At 65.5% G+C, this 18107-nt stretch carries 15 protein-coding genes and 1 tRNA gene; 9 read left to right on the forward strand and 7 right to left on the reverse strand.

Features of this window, described 5'->3' with window-relative positions:
- Positions 1–35: 35 nt before the first annotated feature.
- Both ribA and R5H29_RS10895 read right to left on the reverse strand, forming a co-directional pair.
- A complete protein-coding gene (ribA, locus tag R5H29_RS10890; protein WP_332329172.1) occupies positions 36–1172 on the reverse strand; it encodes a GTP cyclohydrolase II RibA in 1137 nt (378 codons plus the stop codon).
- Positions 1173–1237: 65 nt separating this feature from the next.
- Positions 1238–2158, reverse strand: coding sequence for a lauroyl acyltransferase (locus R5H29_RS10895; protein WP_021203245.1), 921 nt, complete (start codon positions 2156–2158; stop codon positions 1238–1240).
- 60 nt (positions 2159–2218) lie between these two features.
- Here R5H29_RS10895 and dtd point away from each other — a divergent pair, with 60 nt between their 5' ends.
- The 4 genes from dtd (at position 2219) to R5H29_RS10915 (ending at position 6462) form a co-directional block, all read left to right on the forward strand.
- Positions 2219–2659 carry a D-aminoacyl-tRNA deacylase gene (gene dtd, locus R5H29_RS10900; protein WP_019660769.1) on the forward strand — a complete coding sequence of 147 codons (441 nt, stop codon included), beginning with the start codon at positions 2219–2221 and terminating at the stop codon, positions 2657–2659.
- A gap of 91 nt (positions 2660–2750) precedes the next feature.
- Positions 2751–4604 (forward strand): RNA polymerase sigma factor RpoD, encoded by a 1854-nt coding sequence (gene rpoD, locus R5H29_RS10905; RefSeq protein WP_019660768.1) that lies wholly within the window; start codon positions 2751–2753, stop codon positions 4602–4604.
- Positions 4605–4888: 284 nt separating this feature from the next.
- Complete coding sequence (gene yjjJ / locus R5H29_RS10910; RefSeq protein WP_239502419.1) at positions 4889–6262, forward strand: type II toxin-antitoxin system HipA family toxin YjjJ; 1374 nt, start codon at positions 4889–4891, stop codon at positions 6260–6262.
- A 124-nt stretch (positions 6263–6386) separates the two neighbouring features.
- A tRNA-Ile gene (locus R5H29_RS10915) sits at positions 6387–6462 on the forward strand.
- Positions 6463–6570: 108 nt separating this feature from the next.
- Here R5H29_RS10915 and R5H29_RS10920 read toward each other — a convergent pair.
- Both R5H29_RS10920 and R5H29_RS10925 read right to left on the reverse strand, forming a co-directional pair.
- Positions 6571–7083, reverse strand: coding sequence for a hypothetical protein (locus tag R5H29_RS10920; RefSeq protein WP_155030172.1), 513 nt, complete (start codon positions 7081–7083; stop codon positions 6571–6573).
- The gene (locus tag R5H29_RS10925; RefSeq protein ID WP_134743510.1) at positions 7080–7643 is read right to left on the reverse strand and encodes a hypothetical protein; all 564 of its coding nucleotides are present in this window, start codon (positions 7641–7643) and stop codon (positions 7080–7082) included. The genes R5H29_RS10920 and R5H29_RS10925 overlap by 4 nt, the downstream gene beginning before the upstream one ends.
- Positions 7644–8348: 705 nt before the next feature.
- Here R5H29_RS10925 and R5H29_RS10930 point away from each other — a divergent pair.
- On the forward strand, positions 8349–10067 hold the full coding sequence (locus R5H29_RS10930; protein ID WP_111098730.1) for a serine hydrolase: 1719 nt from the start codon (positions 8349–8351) through the stop codon (positions 10065–10067).
- An 18-nt stretch (positions 10068–10085) separates the two neighbouring features.
- Here R5H29_RS10930 and R5H29_RS10935 read toward each other — a convergent pair whose 3' ends face one another.
- Entirely contained in the window at positions 10086–10478 is a 393-nt protein-coding gene (locus tag R5H29_RS10935) for a DoxX family protein (protein ID WP_019660763.1), read from the reverse strand.
- Positions 10479–10596: 118 nt separating this feature from the next.
- On the opposite strand from R5H29_RS10935, the gene R5H29_RS10940 reads away from it, so the two are divergent.
- Positions 10597–11016 carry an H-NS family nucleoid-associated regulatory protein gene (locus R5H29_RS10940; protein WP_019660762.1) on the forward strand — a complete coding sequence of 140 codons (420 nt, stop codon included), beginning with the start codon at positions 10597–10599 and terminating at the stop codon, positions 11014–11016.
- Positions 11017–11065: 49 nt separating this feature from the next.
- On the forward strand, positions 11066–11473 hold the full coding sequence (locus tag R5H29_RS10945) for a hypothetical protein (protein WP_019660761.1): 408 nt from the start codon (positions 11066–11068) through the stop codon (positions 11471–11473).
- A 23-nt stretch (positions 11474–11496) separates the two neighbouring features.
- Here the strand turns inward: R5H29_RS10945 and R5H29_RS10950 are convergent, their stop codons facing one another.
- A complete protein-coding gene (locus R5H29_RS10950) occupies positions 11497–12138 on the reverse strand; it encodes a glutathione S-transferase family protein (RefSeq protein ID WP_058978725.1) in 642 nt (213 codons plus the stop codon).
- A 472-nt stretch (positions 12139–12610) separates the two neighbouring features.
- Between R5H29_RS10950 and R5H29_RS10955 the strand changes: the two genes are divergently transcribed.
- Together R5H29_RS10955 and cml are read left to right on the forward strand one after the other, a co-directional pair.
- Positions 12611–13063, forward strand: coding sequence for a PA2169 family four-helix-bundle protein (locus tag R5H29_RS10955; protein ID WP_005419568.1), 453 nt, complete (start codon positions 12611–12613; stop codon positions 13061–13063).
- Between the two features lie 252 nt (positions 13064–13315).
- Positions 13316–14503, forward strand: coding sequence for a CmlA/FloR family chloramphenicol efflux MFS transporter (gene cml / locus R5H29_RS10960; RefSeq protein ID WP_332329173.1), 1188 nt, complete (start codon positions 13316–13318; stop codon positions 14501–14503).
- A gap of 64 nt (positions 14504–14567) precedes the next feature.
- Here the strand turns inward: cml and R5H29_RS10965 are convergent, their stop codons facing one another.
- Positions 14568–17960, reverse strand: coding sequence for an autotransporter domain-containing protein (locus tag R5H29_RS10965; protein WP_332329174.1), 3393 nt, complete (start codon positions 17958–17960; stop codon positions 14568–14570).
- Positions 17961–18107 lie beyond the last annotated feature (147 nt).

Below are 18107 nucleotides of genomic sequence, written 5' to 3' on the forward strand. Positions count from 1 at the left end.
AGCCGCACCGCGCAGACGGTAGCAGGTCGGCTGCGTTACTGGGCAGCCTGGATCAGCGCATCCACGTCCAGCAGATGTCCTGCGCGATCGGCCTTGGTGCGCAGGTAGTGCTCGTTCTCGGCGGTGATCTCGCCGGTGACAGGAATGCAGTCCAGTACCTCGATGCCGGCATTGCGCAGGCGCTGTGCCTTGGTCGGGTTGTTGCTGAGCAGCGCCACGCGCGAAATGCCAAGGCCGTGCAGCATGGCCACCGCACTGCCGTAGCGGCGCTCGTCGGCGCCGAAGCCGAGCTGCGCATCGGCGTCGATGGTGTCCAGGCCGTCGTGCTGGTAGCCGTAGGCACGCATCTTGGCTGCGATGCCGGTGCCACGGCCTTCCTGGTCCAGGTACAGCAACACGCCGCCGCCCAGCTCCTTCAGCTTGCGCAGGCCGCGCCGCAGCTGGTCACCACAGTCGCACTTGAGCGAACCGAACAGGTCGCCGGTCAGGCATGAGGAGTGCACGCGCACCGGCACCACCGCCGACAGGTCCGGTTCGCCGACGATGATCGCGACCTGGTCGCGCTGGGCCACGCCGCCGCGGAACACCGCGAAGGTGGTCATGCCGACATCGCGCAGCGGCACCGGCGAACGCGCCACCAGTTCGTAGTCGTGGGCCGCATGTGCTGCGCCTTCGGCCAGGTCGCACAGGGCCACCTCGGCGGCGCCCTCGAAGGTGCGGTCATCAACGTCCAGGCGTACCGCCACCATCGCCGGCAGCAACAGGCCCAGGCGGGCCAGTTCCACCGCGCCGGCATCGAAGGCATCGCCCGCCGTCCAGCCGTCGGGCATTGGGCTCGGCTCGCGCAGGTAGCCCAGCGAGGGGAGGGCATCGAAGGCAACGCCGGCCAGCGGCAGGCGTGCGCCTTGCGGGGCCTCCACGCCGAGCACGCGGGCGCGGGTGGCGGTCAGGAACAGGTAATGCCGCTCGCGGGCGGCATTGGCGAAGGCAGCGAAGCTGCTGGCCGTGGCGCTGTCCAGCGCGATCACCGCCAGGCGCTGGCCGTGGCCATCGTGGAGCAGCACCGGGCGACCGGCGCGCAGTTCGGCCACCGCGCGCTCACAGCGGATCGCGGCCGGATCGCCGAACAGGGAAGAAGCAGCAGGCATGGCAGGACCGGGGGAGGCGGACATCGCAGTCTCTATGGGGGCGACGGCGTCGTATTCAACGTGGTGCGGCCAGTGGTCGCAGGCGGCCGTCAGTGGGGGTGTTCCTCAGTTGCGTACGGGTCTTCCTCGCCGCTGCCCGGCGGCCGCAACGTATAGCGCTTGTAGGTCCACTGGTACTGCGCCGGGTCGCGGCGGGCGATGCGCTCGATGCCGGCGTTGAGCGCGGTGGCGGCCACCTGCGGGTCCGGGTCGGCCACGGCCGGGTCGGTCGGTTCGATGTGCAGGGCGAATTGCATGCCCGGCCCGATGCGCTCGCACCAGCCGTACAGCACGGTGGCGCCGGTGCGCTCGGCCAGTCGGTTGACCAGGGTCATGGTCAGTGCCTGCACGCCGAAGAACGGCACGAACACGCCGTCGCCGGCTTTGGGCTGCTGGTCGGGCAGGATGCCGGTGGCACCGCCGTCCTTGAGCACCTTGAACAGCTGGCGCACGGCCGGACCCTCGGCGCGCACCTGCTGCACGTTCTGGCCGCCGCGCACCAGCTGCAGGAAGGCATCGCTGGCCTCGTCCTCCGGCGGCTTGTAGACGATGGCGATCTGCCCGCGCGAGGCCAGCCACTGGTTCAGCAGCTCCCAGTTGCCGAAGTGCGGCGCGGCCACGATCACGCCCTTGCCGCTGGCCAGGGCTGCGTCGTACAGGGCCTCGCCGTGGCGCTGCTTCAGATGCAGGCGCAGGTTGTCGGCCGGCCTCTGGCTCCACAGCCGCAGGGTCTCGATGGCCTGCAGCGCGGTGGAGCGCAGGAGATCGCGGTGCAGGCGGTCCCGCGCGGCACTGTCCAGGTCGGGGTAGGCCAGTTCGAGGTTGCGCCGGGTGACACGGCTCTCACGGGCGTTGAGACGGATCCAGGCCCACGCCAGGGTGCGCGCGAACGCCCGCAGCAGCGGCCAGGGCAGGCGGGCGAACAGGGTGGTGGCGCGGTGGACCAGCCGGGCTTTGCGTTGCGGATTCATTGGCGCCAGTTTAGCCAAGGGCGCTGCTATCGTGGCCGGCCCTGTTCATTGGAAGCCCAGATGCTCGTCCTGATCCAGCGTGTCAGCCAGGCTGCTGTCCATGTAGATGATGAAACCGTGGGCCAGATCGGACCAGGCCTGCTGGCGCTGGTGGGCATGGAGCCGGGCGATACCGAGGCCCAGCTGCGACGGATGGCCGAGCGCCTGCTGGGCTACCGGGTGTTCGCCGACGAGGCCGGGAAAATGAACCGGTCGCTGCGTGACACCGGCGGCGGCCTGTTGCTGGTCAGCCAGTTCACCCTGGCCGCTGACACCCGTTCGGGCATGCGGCCGAGCTTCACCAGCGCCGCAGCGCCGGAGGAGGCTGAACGCGGGTTCAATCAATTTGTCGAGATCTGCCGTGAAAATCACGCGCCAGGGGTGGAAACAGGCCGGTTTGGTGCCCATATGGTCGTCAGCCTGGTCAATGACGGTCCTGTGACCTTCCTTCTCCGGCCCTGAGCCTGCGGGACCACCGCCCGGCAGGCGGGGCCCCGGGCTGGTATAATGCTACGTTCCCTATTTCCTACCCAGCCGGTGGCGCGAGCACTACATGGCCAACGAACGTCCTGCCCAATCCGAAATCAAGCAACTGATCAGCAAGGGCCTGGAACAGGGCTACCTGACCTACGCCGAAGTCAATGACCATCTGCCGGACGACATGGTCGACCCGGAACAGATCGAAGACATCATCGGCATGATCAACGGCATGGGCATCGATGTCCATGAAGTTGCGCCGGATGTGGAAACCCTGCTTCTCAACGACGGCAACACCGGCAACCGCGAAGTCGATGACACCGCGGCCGAAGAAGCTGCCGCCGCGCTGAGCGCGCTCGACACCGAAGGTGGCCGTACCACCGACCCGGTGCGCATGTACATGCGCGAAATGGGCACCGTCGAGCTGCTGACCCGCGAAGGCGAAATCGCCATTGCCAAGCGCATCGAGGAAGGCCTCTCCCAGGTCCAGGCCGCGCTCGGCCAGTTCCCGGTGTCGGTCGAGTCGCTGCTGAACGACTACGAAGCCCACAAGGAAGGCAAGAAGCGCCTGGCCGAAGTGATCGTCGGGTTCAATGATCTGGTCGACGAAGAGCCGGCGCCGCCGGCGGTCGCTGCCGATGACAGCAGCGATGCCGACGCCGAAGGCGACGAGGACGAGGACGATGATGTCGAGGGTGGCGAGGAAGAAGCCGCACCGACCGGTCCGGACCCGGAGGAAGTCGCCGCGCGCATGCAGGCGCTGAGCGATGCCTTCAATGCGTTCAAGAAAGCCGCGACCAAGGGCGACAAGAAGAACCTGCCGCGCCTGCGCGAAGAGATGTCGGCGGTGTTCGTCACCCTGAAGCTGCCGCTGCCGCTGACCGACGTGCTGACCAAGCAGCTGCGCGACACCATGGCCGACATCAAGTCGCATGAGCGCCGTGTGCTGAACCTGGCCACCGTCACCGCGCGCATGCCGCGCAAGGACTTCATCCGTTCCTGGGAAGGCAACCAGACCAACCTGGAATGGGTGGAAGACGCACTGAAGCGCAAGCAGAAGTGGTCGTCGGCCCTGCGCGAAGTGAAGGACCAGATCATTGCCGAACAGCAGGCGACGATCGACATCGAGAAGCTGACCCAGCTGGACCTGGAAGAGCTGAAGGAAATCAGCCGTGCCATGGCCTACGGTGAAGCCAAGGCGCGCAAGGCCAAGAAGGAAATGGTCGAGGCCAACCTGCGCCTGGTGATCTCGATTGCCAAGAAGTACACCAACCGCGGCCTGCAGTTCCTGGACCTGATCCAGGAAGGCAACATCGGCCTGATGAAGGCGGTGGACAAGTTCGAATACCGCCGCGGCTACAAGTTCTCGACCTACGCCACCTGGTGGATCCGCCAGGCGATCACCCGCTCGATCGCCGACCAGGCGCGCACCATCCGTATCCCGGTGCACATGATCGAGACGATCAACAAGTTGAACCGCATTTCCCGCCAGATGCTCCAGCAGTACGGCCGCGAGGCCACGCCGGAGGAGCTGGCCAAGGAAATGGACATGCCGGAAGACAAGATCCGCAAGGTGATGAAGATCGCCAAGGAGCCGATCTCGATGGAAACCCCGATCGGTGACGACGAGGATTCCCATCTGGGCGACTTCATCGAGGACACCAACGTGGAGTCCCCGATCGAGAACACCACCAACATCAACTTGTCTGAAACCGTGCGCGACGTGCTGGCCGGCCTCACCCCGAGGGAAGCCAAGGTGCTGCGCATGCGCTTCGGCATCGACATGAACACCGACCACACGCTGGAAGAGGTCGGCAAGCAGTTCGACGTGACCCGCGAGCGCATCCGCCAGATCGAAGCGAAGGCCCTGCGCAAGCTGCGTCACCCGAGCCGCTCGGAGCAGTTGCGCAGCTTCCTGGATATCGATTGATATCCGGCGATGGCTGATGTGTTGAGAGAAACCCCGCTTCGGCGGGGTTTTTTCTTTGCCACCACATCCCTGTAACGCCCCGCCAGTGCTCGGCAGGGCCATATAATTACGTAACAAATAATGTAACAAAGATCCGCATCGAAGCTGGCGCTTCGTGAATATGTCCATTATTTTCAGGCTCATAGATGCAAGATCGTGCTTGCAGTCCCGTTTTTTTGATGCTAATTACGTAACAAGTTTCGTATTACGTCATGCACATGCCACGCGCTCAACGCCCACAGGTATTGGATCTGATCGCTCAGCTGGCCCCCGGCCAGCCGCTACCAGCCGCGGCGCTGGCCGAGCGTCTGGGGGTGGACCGGATGGCGCTCAGCCGGCTGGTGGCCGCCAGTGGCCCGCAGGTGGTGCGCATGGGCAGAACGCGGGCAACCGCCTATGCGCTGCGGCGGCCCACCCGGGCAGGCAGCGAATGGCCGCTGTACCGGCTGCGCGAAGATGCGACGCTGGAGGAGCTGGGGCGGGTAATTGCGCTGGTAGGAGGCGGCTTCCATGTCGACGCCGGGCCTGACTGCCCGAACCTGCGACGCGCGCCCGAAGGTGACGTTGCTGCCTTCTTTCCTGACTTACCGTGGTACCTGGATGACCTGCGACCGCAGGGATTTCTTGGTCGCAGCTTCGCCCATGGCCGTGGGCAGGCGCTCGGCCTGCCGAAGGACCTCAAGGGCTGGCAACCGGACGATGTGTTGATGGCCCTGGTAACCGCTGGCGGGACTGAAGCGGGCGATCTGCTGCTCGGTATCGCTGCTGTGGAGGCGGCGATGGAGACGTTGCAGGCGCCGATCGATCGGGTTGCGGCCGACGATCGTCTTGCACAGTATTGCGAGCGTGCGCGTGCTGCGCTGGACGGAGAGGATGTGGGCTCCTCGCCGGGTGGCGAGCAACCCAAGTTCACCGCCACCGTGGAGGTCCACGGCAGGCGCCGCTCGGTGCTGGTCAAGTTCGCGCAGCCCGATGAAGGCGCCGCCGCCCAGCGCTGGAGCGATCTGCTGGTCTGCGAACATCTGGCGCTTGAGGCCCTGCGCCAGTCCGGACAAGCCGCGGCGTCCAGTGAACTGCTGCAGTCGCCCACGCACACCTTCCTGGAAATCGAGCGCTTCGACCGCACGCCCGATCTGCTGGGGCGGCGAGGCCTGGTCTCGCTGCTGTCGCTATCGTCCGCGTTCACCGGCGAGGTCACCCCAGCGTGGCCGGTTGCAGGCGCCGAACTGCGTGATCAAGGCTGGCTGACGGCCGACACCGTGCAGGCGATGGGCCGACGCCACGCGTTCGGGCGGCTGATCGGCAACAGCGACATGCACCACGGCAACATCGCCTTCCACTTCGTTGATCGCGGCCCGCTGCCGTTGGCGCCGGTCTACGACATGCTGCCGATGTCGCTGGCGCCGTCAAAGCTGGGCGTGTTGCGCGCGGACGAGCCGCTGTCGCCGGTCGCACCGCTGGGCAGTGGTGATCTGCAGCATCTGCGCTGGGCGGCACCGGTGGCTGAAGCATTCTGGCAGTGCGTGGCTGTTGACGGGCGGATCCAGTCGCCAGCAATGCGGTCATTGGCGGGGGCGAACGCCGAGCGGGTGCGGGAGATGGGCGCGCGGTTTGGGTGAGCCAGCTGTTGCGCAAGCCTGGGCGCGCGGCGTTGCGCAGCGATGGCTGAGGGTTTTTCAGTGTGTCTTGGCGCCGGCGGGTAGCCGGTTGAGCGCAGGCTCCACTACACTGTGGCGCTGCGCCGGGCCTATAGCTCAACGGTTAGAGCAGGGGACTCATAATCCCTTGGTTCCAGGTTCGAATCCTGGTGGGCCCACCAATTGAACGTCCAGCAAAGTCCAGTGACGACGCCCCGATGGCGTCTGGCTGGTGCGTCAGGGGCGCCAAGGGCAGCACCTTGCGGCGATGCCCTTTCATTGTGGTGCCCTCAGGATCGTGGCAGATTCTCGATAGGACCAACGCGACCGGGCGGCGGCGGCTGACAGTTGCCGAAGCACCCGCCACCACCGGGGAACCAGCCGCCGATCCCGCCACCACCGCCAGTGCTGCCACCACCACCACCGCCAGACGGGGGCGTCGAGGCGAAGCTGTCCTCGGTGCCGCCTGACTCTTCTGCCGACTTCCCGCACGGCTTGCTGACGGTGATCATGCTTGAGCCGGTCATCATCATGATTTTTGTTTTGTACATGACGTTGCCGACGAAGGACGTGTTGCGCCATGCATCCGCACCGAACGTCCTTTCAGCGGTCTCATCCAGCTTCTTCAGGAATGCCCGGTTGGGCGCATCTGCGGATGAGGCACCGGCTTGCTTGGCCGCCGCGATATCCTTCAGGTCGACCGATATCGAGAACGGGAGCATTGGAAGAACGGTGCAGGCCAGAGCAACACCGGTAACGGTGAAAGCAGCGGTGGCCAGGACGAATTTACTTGCAGGTTTCATTGCCATCCTTGCGAGTTGTCAACGGGGAACGGGCGGTAATCGGGAACGAACGGGACGCCGGTTCGTTCCTGGTAGAGCTGGTTGAATGTGGCATTCAGACGAAGCGCTTCGGCCTCCCCCTGCATCCGCTCTTCGATAGTGAGCGGTGCAGAGAACATGATTTCCCTGCCAAGCGCGGCGGAAGGGTCTGCGCGCATCTCCAGGACGCGCGAAACCGCGTATGCGTTGATGTTTCCCGCTCGACCGGTGGATGCGAAATGAGTCGCAAGCAGTTGCAGTGCAAAGTAGTTGCCGTCCACTGCGGACGACATCATCCGGTCCAAGGCGGTTCGATCGGGCAGCTTTCGCGAGTCCAGCATGGTGCGCGCAAGCTTGTCGCCGCCGTGGGCGGCTTGTTCCAGCAACGCATCGGGCGCGCTGGAATAGGAAGCCCACTGCGCGGTATTCGGATAGCCGTGTTCATCCAGCCAGCGTTGCTCCGCGCGGCTACGCCCATCAAATGGATCATCGTCCTTGGGTTCCATTCCATCGCGATTCTGCGGAACACCAGGAAACAGCATGCTCGTGCTGTTGGCAGGCCGTAACGCGGGTGACGCAGCCGAGGGTGTCGGCGCAGAAGGATCCTTGCGCTGCCCGCCCGCCTGTTCAACGTTCGGTGCCGTTTGCGAGGACTGTGGCGTGGGGCGAAGGAGGAGAAGGGCCGCCACCGCTCCCGTGGCGAGTACGGCAACGACGAGTGCTGCAGCGAATTTCTGCGATGAACTTCTGTATTCCATGAGGGTGGTGCAGTTTCCTTGCGATTAACACTGGGTCGGGTAGGCGACGCAACAACGTTGGAGCTGCTCGCGCAACTGAAACGGAGTGCATGCAAGTCCCCAGAGATGGACTCGATCGTCTTGTGCACATCTGCATCGCCCGCAGAGAACGGAAAAGTGGTGCAGCCTCCCCCGGTCCGCCTTGGTTCGTATTCAGTCCTTGTTTACGTTCTGGTCCTTCACGCGCTTCGGACCCGGTGCCGGGCGACCCGTTGCACATCACCGACGACTGGTCACGACCAGAGCTCCGGGCACCGCCACAGGCCTATTGGATCGAGTGCCGCGCCTTTGTTGCGGCGCAGGGAATCCGCTTGCCGCTCTCTCCGGGCTGAGGCCTGCGCAGCCGGCGAAGGTGCAGCAGTGTCGATCACCGCACTCTGTGCCGAATGACACATGCCCCGCCATTTCTGCTGGCGGGAAGATGGCGGCATCCCGAAGTGGAGTGATCTGATGCCTGGTACGCTCAGTCGTCGCGCCTTCCTGGCCAACGCTGCTGCCGTTCCGGCGGCCACGCTCATGGCCACCGGCGTTGCTGCGGTGGCGCAGCCAACCGTCACCACCGGGAGCCTGATCGACGCGGAACGCGGCGTGGTCCGCTCGGCCATGGACGGCAGTGGCATCGGTGCCGCTGCCGTCTGCCTGGTCGAAGGCGGGCAGGTGCGCTGGACTGAAGGCTTCGGTCACGTATCAGGCCAGGGCAGCGCGGCCGTAGACGCCAGCACGATGTTCAGCATCCAGTCCACCTCGAAGAATTTCGCTGCGGTGGCGGTGCTGTTGGCCGTGCAGGACGGCATCCTTGATCTGGACGTGCCCATTACCCGCTATCTGCCGTCGTTCACGGTGCGCAGCCGCTTCGAGCATGCTCCACAGGAGCGCATCAGCCTGCGCCTGCTGCTTGCCAATCGCGCGGGATTCACGCACGAGGCGCCACTGGGCAACAACTACGAACCGGCGTCGCCGGGCTTTGATGCGCACGTCCGCAGCATCTCGCAGACATGGCTGCGCTTTCCAGTGGGTACGCGCTATCGCTACTCCAACCTGGGCTTCGACCTTGCCGGTCATGTCATTGAGCAGGTTGCGGGCATCAGCTATCCGGCCTGGCTGCAGCGCCGGATCTTCGAGCCGCTGGGAATGCACGACAGTACGGCCGATGCCTCGATCTACCTGGCAAGCAAGGGGCGGGCACTGGGAACCCAGGAAGGCCATGCGCAGGTACCGCCGGTGACGCCGCTGGTGGTGTCGGGAGGCGTCTGGACCAGTGCCGCCGACATGGCGAAGTATCTTGGCTTCCTGCTCGGTGGCGGTCGATCCGGTGCGCAGCAACTGCTCGAGCCTCACCTTTGGGACGAGATGCATGGTTTCGGCCTGGGCGGTGACTACGGGCTCGGTGTCATGCGCAGCGAACGCCTCTACGGCAGTACATCGGTGAGGCTGCTGCACCACCGCGGCGGGGGCTTCGGATTCGGGTGCGTGTTCACCTACTGCAGGCAGGCAAACGCTGGATTTGCCGCGATGTTCAATCGCGCGACGTCTGCGGGGTACGGCATTGGCGAGCGTCTGCTCGATCAGCTGTTGTCGGCGCGTTTCGGGCCTCGTCAGCCGCGTGTGCCCCTGTCTTCCCTGGCGCCGATCAGGTTGAACCAGGACCAGGTGCAGCGGATGGCGGGGAGCTGGATCGGGCGCAGCGGCAAGGCGAAGATCGTGGTTGCCGGAAGCGGTGAACTGCAACTGCATCGTGGGGCGCAAGCTGTGGGCGGCCGTTTTGCGGCCATCGACGGCGACCAACTGTTCACCGTGGACACCGATGGAGAAGTTGCGACGTACCGCTACCATGCGGCGACGGACATGCTGCCGGCGCACCTGGAATGCAGCAACGGCGAGGACGGCCTGGACCAGAACGATCCCATCGATGGGCCGACCGGGCCGCAGGCGCCCCATTGGCAACCCTGGCTGGGGCGCTATCGCATCGACCAGTGGGGAAAACCGTCGATGTCCGTTGTGCTGGAGCAGCGACAGGGCTGGCTGTACATCGATGGCATCCGCCTGGTCACTGAAGTGGAGCCAGGCTTGTTGTTCACCAGCGATGGCGAAGCGGTGGATTTCCGCAGCTCCCAGCCGACATGGCGAAACCTGCGTCTGCAGCGCGTCCCGCCCGTGGGCCAGGGGTGATGGCGGCATGCCGCCTGCTTATCCGCGCCGCCCACGCCCATCAATGCTGTAGCGCCCGGCTCCGGTGCAGGCCAGCAGCAGGAAGCCACCGGCCAGGCCCAGGTTCTTCAGGAACATGATCTGCTGGGTCTGATCGGCGAAGTTGTGGTGGAAGATGAAAGCGGTGACCAGGCTGAAACCTGCCAGTACGACCGCCACCAGCCGGGTCTGGAAGCCGAGCAGGATGCACAGGCCGCTGCCGATTTCGAAAGCGATGGTCGGCCAGAGCAGGATGCCGGGAACTCCCATTGCCTCCATGTAGCCCTGGGTACCACTGAGATCACCGAGCTTGCCCAGCCCGGAGACCAGGAACAGGGCCATCAGCAGGATGCGTGCAAGCAGGTAGGCGAGCGAATGCGATGAAGTGCTCACGTCGAGGTCCTCGGAGATGGCCGACGCAGGCGATCGGAGCCCACCGGCGGTGAAGCCCGTGTCTACGCGCCGGGCAGGGCGCCTTGACAGCTGCCGCGCTGCAGTAGACCTTTCCCGCATGACGATCGATATTGAATCGCTCAGCCTTCGCGAGCTGGGTGCCCTGGTGGTTGCCGCTGAACGGCGGAAACAGCTGATTTCCAGCCGCCGTCCGGCCAGTGCGGTGCGCCGGATGCTGAAGGCCGCCGCCGCCGAAGCCGGATACACCATCGAAGAACTCTTTGGCGGCCAAGCCTCGGAAACACCTGCGCCCGCCCGCAAACCCGCCCGCCGTAAATCCGGCAAAGTCGCGCCCAAGTATCGCGACCCGGAATACAAGCGCCTGACCTGGACCGGTCGCGGGCGCATGCCGCGCTGGTTGGCGTCCAAGGTGTCGATGGGCCACAAGGTCACCGATTTCCTGATTCCTGGCTTGGCCAGGCCGACCGCTGGCAAGACCAGCACCATCGGCAAGCGGACCGTCATCAAGAAGGGATGAGGCTGCAGCACTGCTACCCTGCCTAGGTCTTTCAACCAAGGAGCACGGGATGGCACACGAGAGTGGCATGATGATCACGCCGAAAGTCCTGCACGCCGCGGCAGGCGCGGCCGTGCTGGTCAGCCTGCTGGCCTGGGCGGTGGAATGGAGCGGGATGGCCTATGTCTGCCCGTACTGCCGCGTGCAGCGCACGGTCATCGGCGTGCTCGGCCTGCTCACGCTGTTCGCGCGCCCGGGGAGCCTCATCGTGCCCTGGTTGTCGTACACAGCCGGTGGCTTCGCGTTCGTGGTCGCAGCGATGCAGCACTTCAACGGCTGGAAGCGCATTTCCGCCGGTGATTTCAGTTTCAACGCGCAGTGGTACATCGATCCGTGGCTGCTGTCCGGCTGCGCGATGCTGATCCTGGTGGCGCAGCTGATGCTGGTGCAGGCCGCCTGCCGGCGCAGCTTGCGCTGAGTATTTCCACGCATGGCGCGGAACTACCCGTTCTGGAATACCGCCAGCTGCGCAGCAAACGCGCGCTGATAGGCGGGACGCTGCGTTGCCCGTGCCACATAGGCCACCAGCAGCGGATACTCGTCAAGCAGCCCGCTGCTCTTTAGGCGCAGCAGCACCGAAACCATCATCAGGTCGCCCACGCTGAAATCGCCGTCCAGCCACGGCGCGTTGGCCAGCCATGTTGACAGTTGCGCCAATCGCGCCCGAACCCGCTCATCCAGCATCGGCAGCCGCTGTGCGTACCACGGCTGCTCGCGCTCCAGCACCCAGGCCATGGAGCGCTCGACAATCGGCGGCTCTACCGTGTTCAGTGCGGCAAACAGCCACATGACCGCGCGCATGCGGGCATCCGGATCAACCGGGAGCAGGCCGGAATGTTGTTCGGCCAGGTGCAGGACGATCGCGCCGGATTCAAACAGGACCTGGTGGCCCTCCTGCCAGGTGGGAATCTGCCCGAACGGATTGCGTGCCAGGTGCGCGGGCTGCTTCAGCTCGGCAAAGCTGAGCAGCTGCACGTCATAGGGCACGTCCAGCTCTTCCAGCGCCCAGCGAACGCGCATGTCACGGGCCAGGCCCTGGCCGCGGTCGGGAGAGGTGGCGAAGGCGGTGAGGATGGCGGTCATGGCAGCAGTCCGCGTGGTGAGGGAAGGGCTTTGATGATCTGACGAGCGGGCGTCCCGGAAATCGACATCGATGGCGGCGCCCTGCACGTCACCTGCACGCGTCCTGCACGCACGTACCGCCGCCGATCCATCAGTCTGCCGGGGTCATCCGCAGAGACAGGTAGCAGGCATGAATACCCCCGGAAAACCGAAGCCCAGTTGGCGCCAGAGAAACGTACTGATGGGAGCGCTCGCCGCGGTCGTGGTGATCGTGCTGATCATCCTGTTCGTTCCCTGGTGAGGCTGGCCAGCACCGCTCGATGTGAGCCACGCGCCACTGTGGCGTGAAGCAGTCAGTGCGGGTTGGGTGAAGTGATGTGCATATCAATCGCTGCTCACCCGCGAACCACACGAGCATGTCCACAGTGGAACCGCAGGCAGCGCAGTCGAGGCTGCTTTTCTCCCCCTGAAACGAAGATACAGGAGCAAGGCCATGAGCACCCAGTCCACCATCGAACACCGCCTCAACGACCTGATCGAGATCGCCCGCGACGGCAAGTCGTTCTACGAAGAGGCCGCAACCAAGGTGAAGGATGCCGAGCTGTCGGCCTTGTTCACCCGTATCGCCGGCGTCAAGGGCCGCATCGTCGCGGCGCTGAGCGGTTCGGTGGCTGCCAGCGGCGGCAAGCCGGCCGAGCATGGCACCGTGGTGGGTTCGATGCAGCAGTTCTACGGCAAGGTCCGCGCCGCGTTCGGAGATACCAACTATGGCTACGTGGCCGAGCTGGAAGAGTCCGAGGATCGCCTGCTGGGCGCGTTCAAGGATGTGCTGAAGGATAATGAACTGCCGCCGGCGGTGCGCCAGGAAGTCACTCAGCTGTTGCCCGAAGTGCAGGAGTGCCACAACGTGATGCGCGCGCGCAAGCATGCGATGAAGGCGGCCTGACGATCAGCGGCGGCCCACTCCCCAGGGTCGCCGCGGCCGGGGCGGCACCGCTGCCCCGGCCACCCTGAACCGGTCGCTGCTACACTTGCACCGGTTCCGCACCGCCAACGATCAACACCATGAGCAACGGGAACGGTCCGCAGACAGTTCGCTGAGCCGCAACAACGATGCAGACGTTGTTGCGGTGATCATCCCTGCGATGCACGCGAAGTGGATGGATCGCCGCCGGATCACTCCGGGCGGAGACTCCCCATGTTCAATCGAAAGGCCCTGCGTTGGGCCCACCCGTTGCCGTCGGCCATTGTGCTGATGGCGCCGTTCGACCTCCTGGCCTCGCTGGCCATGGACATCTATCTTCCTGTGGTGCCGGTGATGCCGCAGGCACTGCAGACATCCCTGACGCTGGTGCAGCTCACGTTGAGCAGTTACCTGCTGGCGCTCGGGCTGGGCCAGTTGCTGTTTGGCCCATTGTCCGACCGCATCGGGCGACGCCCGGTCCTGTTGCTGGGGGCGTTGCTGTTCGCGCTTTCGTCGTTTGCGCTGGCCTTGTCCGGCAGCGGCGCCGCTTTTCTGGCCTGGCGAACCGTACAGGCGGTGGGAGCGTCGGCGGCATTGGTGGCGACCTTCGCCACGGTCCGTGACGTCTATGCCGATACACCCGAAGGCGCCTCGCTGTATGGGTTGTTCGCTTCGATGCTGGCCTTCGTGCCGGCGCTGGGGCCTGTTCTGGGCGCACTGCTGGCTGGTGCCGTCGGCTGGCGCGCGATCTTCGTTCTGCTCGGTGTACTGGGCACGATCGCCGGCCTGCGCGCGGTGCGGCATTGGCACGAAACCCGCCCGCAGTGCCATGACGGGGCGCGACCGGCGGCACGACGCATCCTCGGCAGCGGCGCGTTCTGGGTCTACACGCTGGGCTTCAGCGCGGGCATGGGCACATTCTTCGTGTTCTTCTCAGTCGCGCCCCGGTTGCTGGTCGGGCGCATGCAGTACTCGCCGCTGTCGTTCAGCCTGGCCTTCGCGACGGTGGCACTGGTGATGATCGTCACGGCGCGGATGGCGAACGCGTGCATTGGGCGCTGGAACGTGCGCGGTACCTTCCTGCGCGGCCTGTGGGTGATGGTGGCCGGGGCGCTGCTGATGGCGTCGGCCGCCGCGTGGCGTCCCTCGTTGATCGGCGTGGTGCTGCCCATGTGGGGCATCGCGGTGGGGCTGGTGATGGTGGTTTCAGTGGCTGCCAACGGTGCGCTGCGTGATTTCGCCGATGCGTCGGGTGCGGCAGTGGCCCTGTACTACGCAGTGCAGAGCCTTATCGTGGCAGGCATCGGCACGCTGGTGATCCTTGTGCTACCCGGCGATACCGTGTGGCCGCTGGTGGCCTATGGGTTGCTGCTGCCACTTGCCAGCCTGGCAGGTGCCGCCGCCCTGCGCCGTCGCGCATAGCGCTGGGGGTGGGCAAAAAAGGGGCGGCCGCAAGGCCGCCCCAACCCGTCAAGAGAACACGTGTTTAGAAGCGGATGGACCAGCGAGCACTGGCCCCATGGTCGCGGCTTTCACTGCCGAACTGGCCGCTGTAGCCCAGCTCCAGCTGCTGCCGCGGCGTCAGCCACGCCGACAGGCCCAGCTCGGCCACGACAGCGTTCTCGGCAATCGGTGCGCCTTCGACTGCAAAGGGCGTGCTGCTGTTGGCAAAGGCCAGGTTGGCCACCTGGCTGCGGTCTCCGAAGGCGCGGCGATAGCCCAGACCACCGCGCAGATGCAGCCAGCTGTCCTGCTGGAATGATGCCTTCAGGCCCTTTTCGAAGCGCAGCCCTGCGGTAGCGGTGGTGGTGCCGGTGTCGTCCACCTCGCCGTGCAGCGCCGCCGCGCCACCGCGCTCGTTGATCTGCTTGAGGTCCACTTCCACGCGAGCCACCTGCAGGTAGGGCTCCAACCCGCCTTCCGCGTTGCCGAAGCGATAGCCCGCTTCGATGAACGCTTGGCGCGCATGCGCGTTGTAGCGCGCGCTCAGGCTGTCACTGAAGCCGGCGAAGCCGACATCGCGCGTGCTCTTCACCTTGTGCTTGCTCCATGCCACGCCACCGCGCAGGCCGAAGCCGCCCCAGGCGTGGCTGGCATAGGCGCCGACGTGCGTGTTGTCGATCTTCGACTTGGCACGGCGCTCCAGCTGCTTCACGTCGGTGCGGCCGGTACCGGCCAGCACGCCGACCTGCCAGCCATCGAACTCGCGGTCGATGCCCACCAGCAGGCCATTGCTGTTGGCATCGGTGCGCGCGGTGTTGCTGTTGCCATCCAGCCTGCTGTTGCCGCCCAGTGCCTGCACCCAGGCACCGGTGGCGTCACCCGTATCGGATCCCGGTGCGGTTGCGCCGGCACGGCGTGACAACGCAGCGTCACGGACATGACGGCTGCCTTCCACCAGCGCCAGCGAGGTGGCTGCGTGCAGCTCGCCGCTGAGGCCATCGAGTACGGCACCGACCTGCTGCGGGAACAGCTGTGTCAGCGGCTTGGGCAGGCCCTGGTTGATCGCCAGGCCATCGGCCGCCGCCGCAACCGCATGCTGGTTGGGCGTAGTGGCCGCACTGGCCAGCGATGCACCACGGGCCACGTCGATGCGTGCTCCGTTGGCACCGTACGCCAGGCTGAACTGCAGGAACGGCGAGAACGCGCTGAAGTCGGTCTTCGCGAACTGCCCGTTGAGACCGCCGTCGGCGCGGATGAAATTGAACTGCTCGCCGAGGTAATAGGTGCCCGGCTCCGGCAGCGCGAGCAGGGTACCGCCCAGGGTGGCGGTGCCGGTCACGTGCAACTGGTCACTGCGCCCGCCTGGAGCAAGTTCGGCGGCATAGACGCCGGTTGCGCCCTGCACGTAGTTACCGTTGATGGTCAGCGTGCCGATTGAATTGCCGGGCGCGATGATGCCGTCGACTTGGGTGGTGCCGAGCGTACCGACACCCTTCAGCAGGCCGTTGGCACCGACCGTGGTGGTGCCGCCGGTCTGCGTGCCGTTGAAGGACACCACGCCGCCGTTGACGCTCAGGTTGCTGTCCTTCAGCACGGCGCTGGCGCTGACCGTACTCACGCCACCGGTAGTGGTCAGTGCGGTGGAGAACAGGCTGCCGTTGAGCAGGAACTGGCCGCCCTGCACTTCGACCGCCGCGGTAAGCGCGTTGGCGCCGTTCAGTTCCAGCGTACCGTCCTGCAGTACCGCGCCGTTGAAGCTGTTGTCACCGCTCAGGCGCAACCAGCCGATGCCGGACTTGGTCAGCTTGCCGGGGCCGCCGATGTCATTGGTCCAGTCATCCCAGGCATCGCCTTCCCACACCTTCAGGCCACCGGCCTTCTGGTTCATCACCACGTTGGTGTCCACGCGCAGCGAGCCGTAGCCTTCGATGGCCTTGCGCAGGTCCATCAGTCCCCAGCCGTAGATCTCGTCGATGCCGGGTGCGCCAAGATCACGCGCGGTGGTCAGCAGCACGTCGCGGACCTGCGCGCTGTCCAGATAGGGGAAGCGTTCGAACAACAGGCCCAGCGCACCGGTGACGTGCGGTGCAGCCATCGACGTGCCGCTGAGCAGCCCGTAGCTGTAGGTTGGCACGCGCTGGGTGACGTCGAGCGACAGGTTGCCGTTGGCATCAACGCCCAACGACGCCGCAACGGCGGAGTCATCGCCGTAGACCGTGGAGTTGATGTTGGAACCCGGGGCCGCCAGGCACCAGTTGGCGCTGAGCCCGCACTTGTTGGAGGTCAGGCTGAGGGTGAAATCCTGTCCAACGTTGACGACGCTGAGCCAGTATTTTTCGATGTCGGCGAAGGCACGCGGCAGGGTGGCGTACATGCCGGCGATCGGGCTGGCCGATACAGGAGCCGCAGCACCGCGCGCCGGCGAATTGCCTGCCGCCCAGACCTGGATCATTCCCCTGGCGCGTGATCCGTCTGCATAAGTGGCAAGGTAGTCGCGATAATCGGGATCGTTGTAGATCCGGTCCATCAGCACCGCATCGGGTTCCTTGCTCAGGCCCCAGCTGTGGTTGACCGCGCGCACGCCCTGGGCATTCATCTGCGCATACATGTCGACCACGGCGGACGAATCCGGCCCGACGCTGCCCAGCGAGACTACCGAATACCCGGTCGCCGTACGCTGCCATTCGCTGGCGCTGTTGAAGAACAGGCGGGCCACACTGAGATCGGCGCCGAAGGCCACGCCATGCATGCCGTTGCCATCACGGTTGGCAGCGATGGTGCCGGCAACATGGGTGCCGTGCACTTCGTAGCCGATACCGGGCTGTACATAGGGCCCCGCCAGGATCAGATCGCGGATGTTCTGCGGGACGTTTGCGTTGAACCCGACGTAGCTGACCTGCACGTCGTCGCCGTCACTTGAGAAGCAGGCACCGGGGCCAGTGAGCTGTGCAGTGTTGGTGCAGCGCGTGCCATCGGCGAGCACGTCGGCGATGTGGATGCTGCGATGGTTCTTGCCAGCGAATTCCGGATGGTCCAGGCCGGTGCCACTGTCGAACACGCCAAGGCGGATGCCGGTGCCCGTCAGGCCACGCGCATAGGCGTCGTCGGCGTGGGTCGCCGCCAGGCCCCAGTCGGCGTTGAATTCCTCCGTGCGCCAACTGGCCGGATCACCTGCGTTACCGAGGAGCGACGTGCTGCTGGCTGCTGCCGTGGGTGTTGCGGCCGCTGCGTTGGCGCCGGCCGACGCGCTCGCCATCGACGTGGGCTGCGCCCATGCCGCCTGCAGTTGGCGCTGCTGCTGCCAAGCGTCGAGTGACTCGCTGGCCATGGCGGGAAGCGCTGCAGCCAGCAACAGCGAACTGGCCACGGCCAACGCCAGGCGGCTGTGCAGCGGGAAGCGGGAGTGGGACGAACAGCCGTGCTGCGGGTGATTCATCGGACAACATTCCTTGGTTGACGGACAACAACGCCGTTAACCCCGCAGCGCGCCAATCACCCCCAGTAGTGTGAAGGAATTTTTATGAACGCGTTAAGGTGGCGTGACGCCGGTGTTCACGTTGCCTCGCGGCTCCCCCGCTACCGT

Origin of the sequence: Stenotrophomonas sp. A3_2 (assembly GCF_036624925.1) — a bacterium.
Taxonomy (GTDB): domain Bacteria; phylum Pseudomonadota; class Gammaproteobacteria; order Xanthomonadales; family Xanthomonadaceae; genus Stenotrophomonas; species Stenotrophomonas hibiscicola.